We start from the raw sequence: 14265 nt of genomic DNA on the forward strand, positions 1-14265 counted from the left end.
GGCGCTGTAGGGGAGCCGCACCCAACGCAAACGGACGACGGCGGGGTGTCCCGCCGTCGTCCGTTTGAGGACTGGTGGTGTGTGCGGGAGCGCCTAAGCCGTGGCAGCGACCAGCTGGCGGTTGCCGCGACGTCTCCCCTTACTCGCCAACCGCTTACCGTGAGCTCACCGCCGGGACGCCGAGAATGCTGTCCAGCAGCCCGTTGCGGAACTTTCCCTCCGGATCGTGCGCCGATGCCAGCGAGCGGAAGTCCGTTAAGCGGGGGTACAGGGAGTCCCAGTCGTGACCGCCGGGCGTGAAAAGCTTGCCCCAGTGCGGCCTAGCCCCGAACGGCCGCAGCAGGTCCTCGAGCTGCGGAAGAACGGCTTCCACCTGCGGCTGCAGAGGCTTCCAGGTGAAGTGCAGCGCAACGCTCTGCTGCCGGTAGAAGGGGCTGAGCCAGAATTCGTCCGCGGCGCCGGTCCGGATTTCGGAGACAAACAGCAGGGGTGCAAGTTTGTCCGCCAGGTTCCGCACTGCCTGGATCGCAGCAGGTGCCTGCTCCAGCGGCAGGATGAATTCGCTCTGCAGTTCCTCACCGTTGCTGGGCGTGAACTCGTGGCGGAAATGCGGTAGCCGGTCCAGCCATAGCCCGGGCTCATCCATCTGGACGGTGCAGTTCTCGGCCGACATCCCCGGCAACGGGTGCCGCGGGCCGGTGGCTGCCGTGGCGCCGAACAGTTCACCGAGGGGAGGCTCCGAGTCCAACGCCTTGAGCCAGACCTGGCTGATGCTATCGCCCACATAATCGGTGAAAAGACTCACGCTGTAGGCGCTGGACACAAGCCGCGTGAAATCCGCCAGTGCCCGTTCCCACGGCAGGTTTTCCAATACACGCTGGCGCATGCTGAAGCTCGGCCGGACGGCAAGCTGGAGGCCGGTGACGATGCCAAAAGCGCCCAGGCCCACCACGCTGCCCAGGAATTCCTCGCCGTCCGCGCGGGACAGCGATACCTGCTCGCCGGAGGGCCGGACCAGATCAATGCCCTCCACCGCTCCGGCCAGGGAGAGGTTGTTTACACCGGATCCATGGGTGCCCGTCTGGACTGCCCCGGCCACGGAAATGTGGGGGAGCGACGCCAGATTGTGGATGGCCACGCCGGACTGCTGCAGCGTACGGCACAGGGCACCGTAGCTCACTCCGCCGCTGACGCGGACGCTCTGCCGGTCCGAGTCCAGTTCGATGTGCTGCGGCAGTGCATCCAGCAGCACGTGCACGCCGTCCGTGTCCCCGATGCGGTTGAAAGAGTGCCGCGATCCCAGGGCCTTGACCCGGCCGGAGCGCGCCACCACCTGGGCGAGCTCAGCCACCGACTCCGGGCGCAGGACGTCCGCTGATGAGTAGTTGAGATTTCCTGCCCAGTTCTTCATGTGCTCGGCTTTCGGGTGAAGGTAAGTTTCGCTCCACCAACTGTGAGCGCTAACAATTTCCCTGTCAAGACGCTTCGGCCGCCTGCCGCCGAGGAGGGCGGTAACATCGTCAGCAGGTCATCCGCGGCGGCATTCACTGGCCGCCGGCTCTGGCCCAAAAGGCTTTGAAAGGGGAGAAGTGCGCGCAACGGTCAAGGATGTCGCGCGTCGTGCCGGTGTTTCACCCAAGACGGTCTCGAACGTGATGAATGGGATCATTCCGGTGAGCGGAGCCACCAGGACCAAGGTGGAGCAGGCGATTCTCGAGCTAGATTATGTGCCCAACCTCTCCGCCCGCGGACTGCGCAACGGGAGGTCCGGTGTGATCGCACTGGCCCTGCCTGATCTCGGCACGCCGTACTCGGCAGAAATTGCCCACCACATTGTGGAGGTGGCGCACGAGCAGGGCTGGATCGTGCAGATCGAGGAAACCGGCTCCGATCCCCAGCGCGAGCACGAACTCATGGTGCGCGCCCGCTCCAACCTGATCGACGGGCTGATCCTCAACCCTGTGGTGCTGGACGAGAGCGCCGTCCAGGTGGGCGTTGCCCTTCCGCCCGTGGTCCTGCTCGGCGAGGTCACACAAAGGCTCGCCGACCGCGTCTTCGTGGACAGCTTCGGTGCCGCCCGCGACATGACGCTCGCCTTGGCGCAGTCCGGGCGCCGACGGATCGCCGTCCTGGGAACCACCCAAGGCAGGGGATCGGCTGCGGCGATCCAGAGAACCCGGGGCTATGAAGAGGCGTTGGAGATCCTCGGCATCGAACGGGACGAGTCACTGCTGATTCCTTGCGAAAAGTGGACGCCGCAGACTGCTGCCGATGCGCTCACTGCCTACCTGGACTCCCACCCCCTTCCCGAGGCGCTGTTCTGTTTCACGGATTCCATGGCCATCGGCGCCCTGAGTGTGCTGTGGAAGAGAGGCTTGCGCATCCCGGAGGACATTGCGGTGGCGGGCTTTGATGACATCGCCGACGGCCGCTACGCGGTTCCATCACTGACCACGGTCTCCTTCGACAAGCGTGCCATTGCCAGCGAAGCCCTGCGCCTGCTCACGGAGCGGATGGTCGACAGGGGCCACGAGCAGCGCGTGGTTTCCGTGGATTACAACATCGTGGAGCGGGACAGCACCCGCACCTGAAACGAGAGCGGCCCACCAAATTGTGGGCGCTAACAATTTTCTCTTGCCCTGTCCATTACATCGATGTAATGTGAGGCGTGCGTCACCCCTGAAGGCATCGGCCCGGGAACAGGGACGCACCGGAACCGGAGTTTTGAGCAACAAGAAGTGACCTTTCCGCGGACCCATCCAAAGGAGTGACGGGTGAAGCAGTTTGAATTTTTCGGGAAGCAAGTGTCCCGACGGCAGTTATTGACAGGAACGGCAGCCTTAGGCAGTGTCCTGGTAGCAGGCGGCCTGACGGGCTGCGGCGGAAACGCCCAAGCCTCCGGCCTGCGGGACATCGGGTTCTGGCACCTGCTGTCCGGCGGTGACGGCATCAAGATGCAGGCCATGATCACCAGCGCCAACCAGGCCAACCCCGGCTTCAAGGTGCACCCCACGGTCCTGGCCTGGGGCCCGCCGTACTACACCAAACTGGCCATGGCATCGGCCGGCGGGCGGCCGCCCGAAGTGGCCATCATGCATGCCAGCCGGGTTCCCGGTTACGCCCCCGGCGGGCTCATTGACCCCTGGGACCTGGACCTGCTGGCCGAGCACGGCGTCACCGGGGACAACTTTGCGCCACGCATCTGGGAGAAGAGCCAGCAGAACGGCAAGGTGTTCTCCATCGCCCTGGATTCGCACCCGTTTGTCATGTTCTACAACACGGACATCGCCAGCAAGGCCGGCGTCCTCGGGAGCAACGGACAACTGCAGGAGGTAACGTCTCCGCAGGCGTTCATGGCCATGGCCAGGGAAATGCAGAAGGTCACCCAGGCCCACGGTCTGTCCTTCGGTTACCTCGGCAGCGGCTCCCAGATGTGGCGGCTCTTCTACACGCTCTACAAGCAGCACGGCGCGGACATGGAACTGATCCCCGGCCAGCCAATGAAAGTGGACCGCGACGCCGCGATTGAGTCCTTGGAATTCATGGCGTCGCTCTTTGATGACACCGTCGCTGCCAAGGCCGGCGACATCAGCACGGGCATCGCGGAGTTCGCCCGCGGCGACTCGGGAATGCTGTTCAGCGGAGTGTGGGAATTGCCCACGCTCAAGAAAGCCGGGCTTCCGGTGGACGCTGCCACCATTCCCACGCTGTACGGAACGCCGGCATCCTACGCAGACTCGCACTCGTTCGTCCTGCCGCGGCAGCTGAATGTGGATGACGCGAAGCGGCGGGACGTCTACAAGTTCGTGAGCGATGTCCTCAAAGGATCAATCTCCTGGGCGGAAGCCGGGCACATTCCGGCCTACCAGCCCGTGGTCCAGTCGCAGGCATACCGCGACCTCACGCCGCAGATCCACTACGCCAACGCAGCGGACATCATCGCCTACGATCCCGAAGCCTGGTTCAGCGGCTCGGGCTCTGACTGGCAGACCTACTTTGCGGAGAACGTCCAGAACGTGTTCCTGGGCCGCGACAAGGCGGCCGCAGGTTGGGACGCCTTTGAACGCCGCACCAACACCCTTCTTTCCCGGCCCAACCCGGTCTAACCGCACCGAGCGACAAAGGAGTCCTTCATGAGTTCTTCACTAGCGTCCCGGCGCAGCACCGGCCAGCCGGACATCGCCACAGCGACCCCACCCCAACCAACACGCCGCCCCTCGCAGAGCCGGACCAGGAGCAACCTGAGCGGCTGGGGATTCGCCACCCCGTTCCTGGTCTTTTTCCTGGTCTTCCTGGTGTGGCCCATTCTCTACGGCATCTACATGAGCCTGACGGGCAAGTCCCTGACCGGCGCCAATGACAGCCTGATCGGCTTCGCGAACTACGCCGAGGCACTGGCCGACGCCGACATGTGGCGCTCCCTGGGAAACACGTTCTACTTCACCGTCATCAGCACCGTCCCGCTGGTCCTCGTGGCCCTGGTGATGGCTGCCCTGCTGAACGTCGGGCTGCCTGCCCAGTGGCTGTGGCGGCTTTCCTACTTCGCCCCGTACCTGCTGGCCTCCACCGTGGTCTCGCTGTTCTTCACCTGGATGTACAACCCGCAGCTTGGCCTGATCAATGACTCCCTCTCCAAGATCGGCCTCCCCAAAGTCGCCTGGCTCAACGATCCCAACGTGGCCATGTGGGCGATCGTCATCGCCACGCTGTGGTGGACGGTGGGGTTCAATTTCCTGCTGTACCTGGCCGCGATGCAGAACATCCCCGTACAGCACTACGAGGCAGCGTCCCTGGACGGCGCCGGAGCCTGGCGGCAGTTCTTCTCGATCACCCTGCCGCAGCTGACCCCCACCACGGTGATGATCGTGCTCCTCCAGATCCTCGCGTCGATGAAGATCTTCGATCAGGTGTACCAGATGACCGCCGGCGGGCCCGGAGGATCAACCCGCCCGGTGGTGCAGTACATCTTTGAAACCGGCTTCACCGGCTACCGGCTGGGGTACTCCGCAGCCATCTCCTACATTTTCTTCGGACTGATCGTGCTCGTTTCGGTCATGCAGTTCGCCGTCACCCGCCGCAGGAGTGCATAACCATGGCAACCCCTACCCTCACCCGCCCCGCACCACGCACAAGCACCAGCGAAGGGCTCCGCCGCCTCCGCAAGAAGATGACTGCGGGCAAGATCGCCGCGCTCGTTGTTGCGGCGTTCATCGCCGTGCTGTGGCTGATTCCGTTTGCCTGGGCCACGGCCACCGCTTTCAAGACCGAGACGGATGCCGCCGCTCCGAAGGTCAGCTGGATGCCGCCGTCGGGCTTTACCGCTGAAGCGTTCGTCAAGGTATTCCAGGACGGCAACATCCCGCTCTGGACCTGGAACTCGTTCTACACCTCGGCGGCCATCACGGCGATCACGCTGGTGATCTCGGCGCTGGTGGCCTACGCCCTGTCCCGGATCGACTTCAAAGGCAAAAAGGTGCTGATGACGGTGATCATTGCCTCGATCATCATCCCGCCGCCGGTCCTCATCATCCCGCTCTTCTACCAAATGCTGGCGCTGCACCTGATCGATACCTCGTGGGCCATCATCCTGCCGCAGGTCATCCACCCGGCCATGGTGTTCGTGCTCAAGAAGTTCTTCGACCAGATTCCCCGCGAACTCGAGGAAGCCGCGGTGATGGACGGTGCCAGCCGCCTGCGGATCTTCACCCAGATCATCCTGCCGTTGTCCCGGCCCATCCTGGCCGCCGTCGCGATCTTTGTGTTCATCGGTGCCTGGAACAACTTCCTGTGGCCGTTCATTGCCACGAACGACGGCGCGCTCCTCACCCTTCCGGTGGGGCTGCAGACCATCAAGAGCGCGTACGGCATCCAGTACGCGCAGAACATGGCCTCCGCGCTCCTCGCGGCACTGCCCCTGATCCTCGTCTTCCTGTTCTTCCAGCGCCAGATCATCAAGGGCGTCGCGACGACGGGACTCGCCGGAACCTGATCCGGCACCTTACTTACCACTCCCCAAAAGACCTGAACCACAACCAAGGAGATACCGCACATGTCCCGCGCACGGATCACCCTCGACCGCGACTTCACCATCGGCGAAGTCCCCCGCCGCCTGTTCGGCTCCTTCGTGGAGCACATGGGCCGCTGCGTCTACACCGGCATCTACGAGCCGGGCCACCCGGAGGCTGACGAGAACGGCTTCCGCCAGGACGTGCTCAAGCTCGTCAAGGAACTCGGTGCCACCGTCATCCGGTACCCCGGCGGCAACTTCGTCTCCGGCTACAACTGGGAAGACGGCATCGGCCCGCGGGAGAACCGTCCCCGCCGGCTGGACGGCGCCTGGCACACCGTGGAAACCAACGCGTTCGGGCTGCACGAATTCGTGGACTGGTCACGCCAGGCCGGCACAGAAATCATGGAAGCCATCAACCTGGGCACCAGGGGAGTGGACGCGGCCCGCGAGATCGTGGAATACGCCAACCACCCCGGCGGCACTTACTGGTCAGACCTCCGCGCCAAGAACGGCCACAAGGATCCGTTCGACATCAAGCTCTGGTGCCTGGGCAACGAGATGGACGGGCCGTGGCAGATCGGCCACAAGACCGCTGAGGAATACGGCCGCCTGGCGCAGGAAGCCGCCAAGGCCATGCGCTTCGTGGACCCGGACATCGAACTCGTGGCCTGCGGAAGCTCCAGCTCCAACATGCCGACGTTCGGCGACTGGGAGCAGACGGTCCTGACGCACACCTATGACGAGGTGGACTACGTCTCCCTCCACGCCTACTACCAGGAGAACGAGGGCGACGTCGGCAGCTTCCTCGCCAGCGCAGTGGACACTGACTACTTCATCGAGTCCGTGATCGCCACCGCCGACGCCGTGCGTGCCAAGGGCAAACACAAAAAGCACATCAACCTGTCCTTCGACGAGTGGAACGTTTGGTACCAGCGCGGCCTGGACACCGAGGACCAGCCGCACAACGTCGCCAAGGCGGGCTGGCGCGAGCACCCCCGCGTCATCGAGGACAAGTACAACGTGACGGACGCCGTGGTGGTGGGAACCCTGCTGAACTCGCTGCTCCGCCACGGCGACCGCGTCAAGATCGCCAACCAGGCGCAGCTGGTCAACGTCATTGCACCGATCCTGTCAGAGGAGAACGGACCTGCCTGGAAGCAGACCATCTTCCACCCGTTCGCCCGCATGGCGGAGCTGGCCAAGGGCCAGATCCTGCGGCTGTCCGTGGACTCGGACAAGTACGAGAATGCCCGCTTCGGCGGCACCGACCTGGTGGACGTCAGCGCAACGTGGAACGAGGAAACGGGCCGTGTGGCACTGTTCTTCGCGAACCGCGGCCTGGAGGAGGCTGCCGACGTCGAGGTCGCCCTGCGCGGGTTCGACGCCAGCCGGGTGGTCCGTGCCGAGGTCCTGGAAATTCCGGAAGGCGGGGACCGTTTCACGGCCAACACCCAAAGCCGTCCGGACCAGGTGGGGCTCAAGCCGCTGGAAGGTGCCAAGGCGAGCGGCTCCGAGCTCCGGCTAACGCTGCCGGCGCTGTCCTGGGCCGTTATCGAGCTGGACGTCGTCAAGAACTGACTCCTGCCGCACCAGTGCTGAGCGGACGACGGCGGGAGGTCCCGCCGTCGTCCGCTCTGCAGTTTCTGGGGCTGGGGACGCCACCGGCGCTCAGGGGAGCGCGTACACGCGGCGGGCGTTGTCGTGTGCGACGAGTTGCACGATCTTGCGGGCGTCCGCCTCGGAACAGTCGTCGTCGTCGATCCATCCGCCCACTACCTTGGTGATTGCGTTGCGCCACAGTCTGGCGCCGAGGTAGTGAAGTTCGGCCGGGCCCAACGCGTCGGAGGAGTAAAGGATTTTCGTGAAGGGAGCCAGTTCGAATGAGCGGGCCACCAGATCCCGGCTCCGTGACCCAGTGAAGTTCACGGCAAGGCCCACATCGATGTAGACGTTTTCAAAGGCGTGGGCCAAATAGCCGGCTTCGCGCTCGAATGGATAGCAGTGGAGCAGCATGATTGGTGTGTCCCGGACTTTGGGGGACCGCAGAAAATCCAGGAGGTACAGGGGATTGGTTTTGTGGAGGTCCAGGTCGCGGTCACCGAATCCAACATGGAATTGCAACGGAAGCTTCATCGACACCGCCGTGTGGATCCCGTGGGCAATGAGCGTCACATCGGTGAGCTTCGCGTTGGTGCCGGCGCCCGGGTTCTCCTGCCATCGGCGGGCTGCTTCAACAACCGCAGCCGGTGCCGGCCGGCTGAGATCCTGGTCGAATCCGGCGCGGTAGGCGAGAACTGTTTTGACGCCCACGGCGCTGCGGGTGAGCTCGTGAAGCCGCTGACCGAACTCGTCGACGTAATCTGCCGGATTGGCGATCTCCTGGATCAGCGACTCGGCGACCAGTTCCAGCCGAACGATCTCGTGGGTCCGCCCACCGGAGACGCCGGCCATGCCGGCCTTGCCGAGGTAGTCAGCGGCATCCAAGCCTGTATCGATCAGCCAGTCGCTCACGCCAGCAGCGCGGGTCATGCGGCGGCACACCTCGAGTTCTGAAAGTTCGGAGCGCCGGCTCCAGTAGTCCGCCGGCGAGGCGTGCCGTGGCAAATCAAGAATGCCGCTGCACCAGCGCCGGATGGCGAGCCCGATTTGGGTGTTGTAGGTGTCCTCGGGCTTGGCCAGTGGTTCGGTGTTTCCCTCGTTGAGCGAGTTCTGAAAGCGTGCCTCATCACCGTCAGCGTGAAACGCGCCATGCACGTGGTGATCAATCAGGCTGACTTGTTCGACGAAGTCCGGGAAAGAACCGCCCGCCATTAGATCGACCAGGAGAGTCGAAAGCGTTCAGCAAGCTCGCCCGGCGAGAGGTCCGCCGAGATTCGCTGTTCGTAGCGCCGGACGGCCACCGTGGCATCGACGATGGCGTCTCCGAGAAGCCCGCGGGCAAGGCGTGACTTGTCCAGCGTGTCGATGATGGCGGTGGGGGAGCCTGAGAGCAGCCGGACGTTGGCCCGGTCCCGCTCGTCTTCCGAAAGCCGTCCGGGGTCACCCGGGACTTCTGCCGGCAGGCTGCGCCCGGTACGCATGCCGTCAAGGGCGAGCGCAAGGATGGATGCGGAGGCCAGATACACGTTTGCCGACGGGTCGACGATTTTCACCTCGACGTTGGCTCCGTGCGGATTGCTGTTGCCCTCGTTCAGAAAGCGCACAGAGGCCTCCCGGTTTTCCAGGCCCCAGCATAAGTAGGCACCCGACCACGTGCCGGGTGCCAACCGGCTTCCGGATAAGATCGATCCCGTGAGGAAACCCTGGATATCGGGGAGTCCTGCGATGATTCCGCCAATGGCCGCGCCTCCCTCGGGGCGGATGCCGTGCGGTCCGCTGCCGCCGGAGAACAGCGGCAGGCCGTTCTTGTGGAGCGAAAAGTGCTGGTGGGCGCCGCTTCCGACGGTGCCGGGAAAGGGCAGCGGGGAGAACGAGGCCTGCATGCTGTGGGCCCGGGCGACGATGCCAACGATGATCTTGGCAACGACCACGGTGTCCGCTGCTTGAACCGGCGAAGCAGGGGGAAGCGAAAACTCGAACTGGTTCCTGCCGTACTCGGCGTGGATCTGCTCCATCGGAATGCCGGTATGGTTCAGCACAGATAGCAGATCATCGAGGAATTCCGATCGGTCCAGGAGGCCGGTTGCCCCGTAGGGAACCCAGGGTGCGGTTTCCAGGGCTGAACCGTCCGGGGCGACGAGGAAGAATTCAAGTTCGTGGCCCACGAGTGCCTGGTATCCGGCCTCGTCGAGGCTGCCGTCGACATCGGCCAGAAGGCCGCGGGCACAGGCCGGAGACGCGGCCCCGTCTTGTTCGAAAAGGCTGCCCGGTGCCCATGCCCGGCCGCCCTGCAGGACACGGAGTCCCCCGATATCGATCTTGAGGCGCATATCGCCAACGGGGGTGATGCTGTCCGTAAACGCTATCCCGCCGTCGATGGTGAAGACATGCCAGACGGGGGCAGCGCCCATCCCGGATTGGTGGAAGGCTTTGAGCCGGGCTAACGGAACGCTCTTGGCAAGCGTGATGCCCGAAGCGTTCACCACCGTGCCGATCACGGTGCGGACGCCGGCCGCTTCGAGCTCGCGCTGAGCCTTGGCAACAGCGGATTCGTCGGCTGATGCGATTTCAGTCATGCGCCTATCATGCGGCCCCTCCCCGTCCAATGAAAGGTTCGGAAGGTCTGCCGCTCCGCCAGATTCTGGCCTAGGTGCTGAGGTTCCAGTGGACCCGGATAGCCTCGGCCATTGGGTCAGTGGCGACGTCGACGCGGAAAGCAACGGGCGCGGTCCCCGTCTCCTCGATGACCGAGTCACGGTACACGCGGCCGCATGACGGACACAGCGTGTAGAGCTCCCCATCCGCCGGCCATTCCGCCAGTTCCGCAGGGGCCGGGCTGCTCTCTCCGATGAAGACCGGGACGCCTTCTGAGTTCGCCTGAATCAACCCGTCCTTGCTGACGGTGTTGCCGCACACGCAGGTGATGGTGGTGACATCATGACCGATAACATCGGCGGTTTCAGTGTCCACGATGACCTCCCGGCGCTGGAAGAGACGTTCTTTCAATTAGCTTATGCCTGCTGATCCGTGCGGGCGCCCTGGAATTGGAGCGCCATCCTCGCGTCCGACGGCGGCTGGTTCGATCCCCGCCAGCGTGGTCCGTGGGACGATTAGGTCCAGCGGACCGATTGTGGGCTGGCTTCGTGACGATAAATGGCCTGGGGGCCTCATGACTGTTGATTCGAAGTGGAGTGCGCCGGGCGGGCTGGGCCGCCCCGACGTGGACGCCGCGAAGATTTCCGGACTACTGGGCAACTCCGGGGCCGCCATGACGGTGCTGGTTGTCGACGACGACGAAGGGTCCCTGCTCGTGGCGAAAGCCGCCGTCGAGAAATCCGGGCATAAATGCATTGTGGCCGCGGACGGCGACACGGCGTGGCAGCTTTACCTGGAGCGGCGTCCCCAGGTGGTGGTCAGCGACCTGATGATGCCCGGGCTCGACGGGTTTGACCTGTGCCGGGCGATCCGGGCCGCGGAGACAAGCTCCTATACGTACGTTGTACTGCTGACCTCGCACGGCGCCCAAGAGGACGTGCTGGAAGGCATGCGGGCCGGGGCGGACGACTACGTGACCAAGCCGTTGGACCCCTTCGTCCTGCACACCCGCCTGCTGGCTGCCCGGCGGGTCACGGCACTCCACGGTGCCCTGGCCGACGCCCTGGATGAAGCCAAGGGCAGCAATGAACGGCTTGCTGAATTCACCGGCCGGGTCAGCCATGACCTCCGCAATCCGCTGGCCTCCATCCTGGGTTACGTCGAGCTGGGTGCCACGGACGCGGAATCGGGCCAGACAGGGGAGGCCACAGAGTACCTGGAAATCGTGGGCAGCAGTGCGCGGAGGATGCTGTCCATGGTGGAGGAGCTGCTTGCGTTCGCGTCCATCGGCGGTTCGCTGTCCAGGTCCCGGCTGTCGCTGGCTGCCCTGGTGAAGGAAGTCGCCGATGACCTCAGCCTGGGCCTGCGGGAAGCCGGAGCGGTGGTGCAGTGTGAGGACTTTGATTTCGACGCTGACGAAAGCCAGATGCGGGTAGCGCTGCAGAACCTGATCCAGAACGCGGTGGCCTACCGCCGTCCGGACGTTCCCCCGGTCATCAGCGTCAGCGGGCAGGAAGCCGGAGCCGGCGTCGTGGTGCGGGTGGAGGACAACGGCAAGGGAATCGGCGCGGGGGACCGGCGCCGGGTGGTTGAACCGCTGGTCCGCCTGCGCCGGGAAGGCGATCCTGCCGGCACGGGGCTGGGCCTGGCCACGTGTGCCAGGATCGCAACCGCCCACGGGGGACGGCTGGAGATCTCGCCCAGCCCCATCGGCGGGACCACCGTCAGCGTTTACTTGGGGGCGCCGTAACGCAGGCTGGCCGTGCTGGCACGGCACGGGCATTGGTCCCTCCCAGTTCACCGTCCGGCAACCGGGAGGTCCTTCGCCGTTTTTCCGCGACCGGCAGTCTTTTCACGCCCTCTTTTGCCCGGCCCCCCAACCGGCCGGGCGGAGAATCCCCTGTACGCGTAGGAGTACTCCGTGTTCGTGAAAAGCACCATTGCCGCCCTCGCCGTCCTAGCCTCCCTGGCCGGGACAGCCGCCGCCCCGGCCCCAACAGAGGCACCTAAGCCCGCGTCCGTCGTCCTCGGACAGCCGCTGGCCGCAGCCCATGCCCACAACGACTATGAGCACGACCGTCCCCTGTTCGACGCTCTGGAGCACGGCTTCACCAGCGTCGAAGCCGACGTGTGGCTGGTGGACGGCGAACTTCTGGTGGCCCACGACCTCAAGGACGCCCAGCCCGGGGTAACTCTCGAGAGCCTCTACCTTGACCCGCTGGACGAGCTGGTGCGGAACCAGGGCCACAGCGTTTACCCCCATTGGGACGGCAGCCTGCAGCTCCTGATCGACATCAAGAGTGAAGGCGAGGCCACCTACGCCGCCATCGAGCAGGAACTGGCCGAGCACCGGGACATCATGAGCCGCTACACCAACGGCACCACCAAAACCGGGCCCGTCACCGCCGTCATCAGCGGAAACCGCCCCTTGGCCACCATGCAGGCGCAGGAAAAGCGGTTCGGCTTCTATGACGGACGCTCCGCCAACCTCACCTCCGGCATGCCTGCCGGGCTGATGCCGCTGATCAGCGACAACTGGACCAAGCTCTTCACCTGGCAGGGCGTGGGCCCCATGCCCGAGGCCGAACGCACCAAGCTCCAGGCATACGTGACTGACGCCCACGCCAAGGGCTACCGGGTCCGCTTCTGGGCCACCCCTGACCAGCCCGGCGCCGCACGCGAAGCTGTCTGGAACGAACTCTTCGACGCCGGCGTGGACCACATCAACACCGACGACCTTGAGGCGCTGGAACAGTTCCTCGCCGCCCGCACGCTCTAAAGCCGCCCCACCCAGCAGACACAGGAACACCACCATGCCTTCAAAGACCGTGAAAACGACGACGGCGGCGGCGGCCGTCCTGGCGCTCGGCCTCCTTGCGTCCCAGCCCGCCATCGCAGCCAATAACACCTCTGACAGCCAGGCTTTCACCTTTGGCGTCATCGGCGACATCCCCTACGGCGACGCCGAAATCGCCAAATTCCCGTCCCGCATCCAGGACATCAACGGCGACAGCGCACTGAAGTTCGTCACCCATGTGGGCGACATCAAGAACGGCTCCTCGGTGTGCTCCGACGAGTACTTCGCCAGCATCCGCTCGCAGTTCGACACCTTCGAGCACCCGCTGGTCTTCACCCCGGGCGACAACGAGTGGGTGGACTGCCACCGCACCAATAACGGCGCCTACAACCCGCTGGAACGGCTGGACAGGCTGCGGGAGGTCTTCTTCGACGAGCCCGGCAAGACCCTGGGCGCAACCATGCCGGTCAAGACCCAGGAGAACCTTGGGCTTCCGGAAAATGTCCGCTTCACCCAGAACCGCGTGGCCTTCTCCGTGGTGAACGTCCAGGGCAGCAACAACTCGCTGCTTCCATGGAGCGGCCTGGGCGAAACCACACCCACGCCCGAGCAGCTGGCCGAAGTTGAGCACCGGACGGATGCCGTCCTGGACCAGATACGTGACACGTTCACTGACGCCGAGCGCCGCAACGACCGCGCCGTGGTGCTGATGACGCAGGCCGACATGTTTGATCCGTCGCTGCTCGCCGCGGCCACTGCCAACCCGGAAACGGTCTCCGGGTTCCGGGAGATCGTTGCGGCCATCATTGAAGAGACCAGCCGCTTTGACCGCCCTGTCTATCTCATCAACGGCGACAGCCACGTCTTTGCCGAGAACCAGCCGCTGGCGGAAGGCTCACCATGGCTGGAGGTCTACGGCCAGCCCGCCGCGGATGACCTGCAGCGCATCACCGTGGACGGATCGGCCAACGCCACCAACTACGTCAGGTTCACGGTTGTCGGCAACAGCAGCGACGGCGATGATGTCCTGAGCTGGGAGAAGGTCCCCTTCAGCCAGTAGGCACCAAACGGAAGCGGACGACGGCGGGAGCCTCCCGCCGTCGTCCGCTTTACTCTGCCCTCGAAGTAGCCCAACGCCCGGCTCCTCCTGCGATGCCCCGCGCCCTCAACTCCGGAACTGCCGGCGGCGTCTGAATCCCATGAACCCCTTGACGGTGTGATCTGCGTCGCGTAGCTTGTTCAACAAGAGGATTGTTCAACAATC

At 64.6% G+C, this 14265-nt stretch carries 12 protein-coding genes; 8 read left to right on the forward strand and 4 right to left on the reverse strand.

The annotated features are described in order from the left end of the window. Positions 1-154: 154 nt before the first annotated feature. Positions 155-1411 carry a D-arabinono-1,4-lactone oxidase gene (locus AU252_RS13120; protein WP_058931109.1) on the reverse strand — a complete coding sequence of 419 codons (1257 nt, stop codon included), beginning with the start codon at positions 1409-1411 and terminating at the stop codon, positions 155-157. A gap of 178 nt (positions 1412-1589) precedes the next feature. Between AU252_RS13120 and AU252_RS13125 the strand changes: the two genes are divergently transcribed. From AU252_RS13125 to AU252_RS13145, 5 genes are all read left to right on the forward strand, one after another. Then, complete coding sequence (locus tag AU252_RS13125) at positions 1590-2591, forward strand: LacI family DNA-binding transcriptional regulator (protein WP_058931110.1); 1002 nt, start codon at positions 1590-1592, stop codon at positions 2589-2591. Between the two features lie 183 nt (positions 2592-2774). Continuing rightward, a complete protein-coding gene (locus AU252_RS13130) occupies positions 2775-4106 on the forward strand; it encodes an extracellular solute-binding protein (protein ID WP_058931111.1) in 1332 nt (443 codons plus the stop codon). Between the two features lie 27 nt (positions 4107-4133). After that, positions 4134-5090, forward strand: a complete 957-nt coding sequence (locus AU252_RS13135) for a carbohydrate ABC transporter permease (protein WP_083510379.1) — start codon at positions 4134-4136, stop codon at positions 5088-5090. 2 nt (positions 5091-5092) lie between these two features. Continuing rightward, on the forward strand, positions 5093-5989 hold the full coding sequence (locus AU252_RS13140) for a carbohydrate ABC transporter permease (RefSeq protein WP_058931112.1): 897 nt from the start codon (positions 5093-5095) through the stop codon (positions 5987-5989). Positions 5990-6049: 60 nt separating this feature from the next. Continuing rightward, a complete protein-coding gene (locus AU252_RS13145) occupies positions 6050-7588 on the forward strand; it encodes an alpha-N-arabinofuranosidase (RefSeq protein WP_058931113.1) in 1539 nt (512 codons plus the stop codon). 90 nt (positions 7589-7678) lie between these two features. Here AU252_RS13145 and AU252_RS13150 read toward each other — a convergent pair whose 3' ends face one another. The 3 genes from AU252_RS13150 to AU252_RS13160 all read right to left on the reverse strand — a co-directional run bounded on the left by AU252_RS13150 (position 7679) and on the right by AU252_RS13160 (position 10615). Then, the gene (locus AU252_RS13150) at positions 7679-8821 is read right to left on the reverse strand and encodes an amidohydrolase family protein (protein ID WP_058931114.1); all 1143 of its coding nucleotides are present in this window, start codon (positions 8819-8821) and stop codon (positions 7679-7681) included. Beyond that, complete coding sequence (locus AU252_RS13155) at positions 8821-10185, reverse strand: glutamine synthetase family protein (RefSeq protein WP_058931115.1); 1365 nt, start codon at positions 10183-10185, stop codon at positions 8821-8823. The genes AU252_RS13150 and AU252_RS13155 overlap by 1 nt, the downstream gene beginning before the upstream one ends. 70 nt (positions 10186-10255) lie before the next feature. After that, entirely contained in the window at positions 10256-10615 is a 360-nt protein-coding gene (locus tag AU252_RS13160) for a hypothetical protein (protein ID WP_240484175.1), read from the reverse strand. Positions 10616-10778: 163 nt separating this feature from the next. Here AU252_RS13160 and AU252_RS13165 point away from each other — a divergent pair, with 163 nt between their 5' ends. The 3 genes from AU252_RS13165 (at position 10779) to AU252_RS13175 (ending at position 14061) form a co-directional block, all read left to right on the forward strand. After that, positions 10779-11954: a sensor histidine kinase gene (locus tag AU252_RS13165; RefSeq protein ID WP_058931116.1), complete on the forward strand. Its 1176-nt coding sequence runs from the start codon at positions 10779-10781 to the stop codon at positions 11952-11954. A gap of 171 nt (positions 11955-12125) precedes the next feature. Continuing rightward, on the forward strand, positions 12126-12983 hold the full coding sequence (locus tag AU252_RS13170; protein WP_058931117.1) for a phosphatidylinositol-specific phospholipase C/glycerophosphodiester phosphodiesterase family protein: 858 nt from the start codon (positions 12126-12128) through the stop codon (positions 12981-12983). Between the two features lie 34 nt (positions 12984-13017). After that, positions 13018-14061, forward strand: coding sequence for a hypothetical protein (locus tag AU252_RS13175; RefSeq protein WP_058931118.1), 1044 nt, complete (start codon positions 13018-13020; stop codon positions 14059-14061). The last annotated feature ends 204 nt before the right edge of the window (positions 14062-14265 follow it).

This window comes from Pseudarthrobacter sulfonivorans, from assembly GCF_001484605.1.
Lineage (GTDB): Bacteria > Actinomycetota > Actinomycetes > Actinomycetales > Micrococcaceae > Arthrobacter > Arthrobacter sulfonivorans_A.

Bases quoted from the DNA above. Each gene is read 5' to 3' on its own strand.
- AU252_RS13120 (WP_058931109.1), bottom strand. From the start codon at position 1,411: ATGAAGAACTGGGCAGGAAATCTCAACTACTCATCAGCGGACGTCCTG.
- AU252_RS13135 (WP_083510379.1), top strand. From the start codon at position 4,134: ATGAGTTCTTCACTAGCGTCCCGGCGCAGCACCGGCCAGCCGGACATC.
- AU252_RS13140 (WP_058931112.1), top strand. From the start codon at position 5,093: ATGGCAACCCCTACCCTCACCCGCCCCGCACCACGCACAAGCACCAGC.
- AU252_RS13145 (WP_058931113.1), top strand. From the start codon at position 6,050: ATGTCCCGCGCACGGATCACCCTCGACCGCGACTTCACCATCGGCGAA.
- AU252_RS13150 (WP_058931114.1), bottom strand. From the start codon at position 8,821: ATGGCGGGCGGTTCTTTCCCGGACTTCGTCGAACAAGTCAGCCTGATT.
- AU252_RS13155 (WP_058931115.1), bottom strand. From the start codon at position 10,185: ATGACTGAAATCGCATCAGCCGACGAATCCGCTGTTGCCAAGGCTCAG.
- AU252_RS13165 (WP_058931116.1), top strand. From the start codon at position 10,779: ATGACTGTTGATTCGAAGTGGAGTGCGCCGGGCGGGCTGGGCCGCCCC.
- AU252_RS13175 (WP_058931118.1), top strand. From the start codon at position 13,018: ATGCCTTCAAAGACCGTGAAAACGACGACGGCGGCGGCGGCCGTCCTG.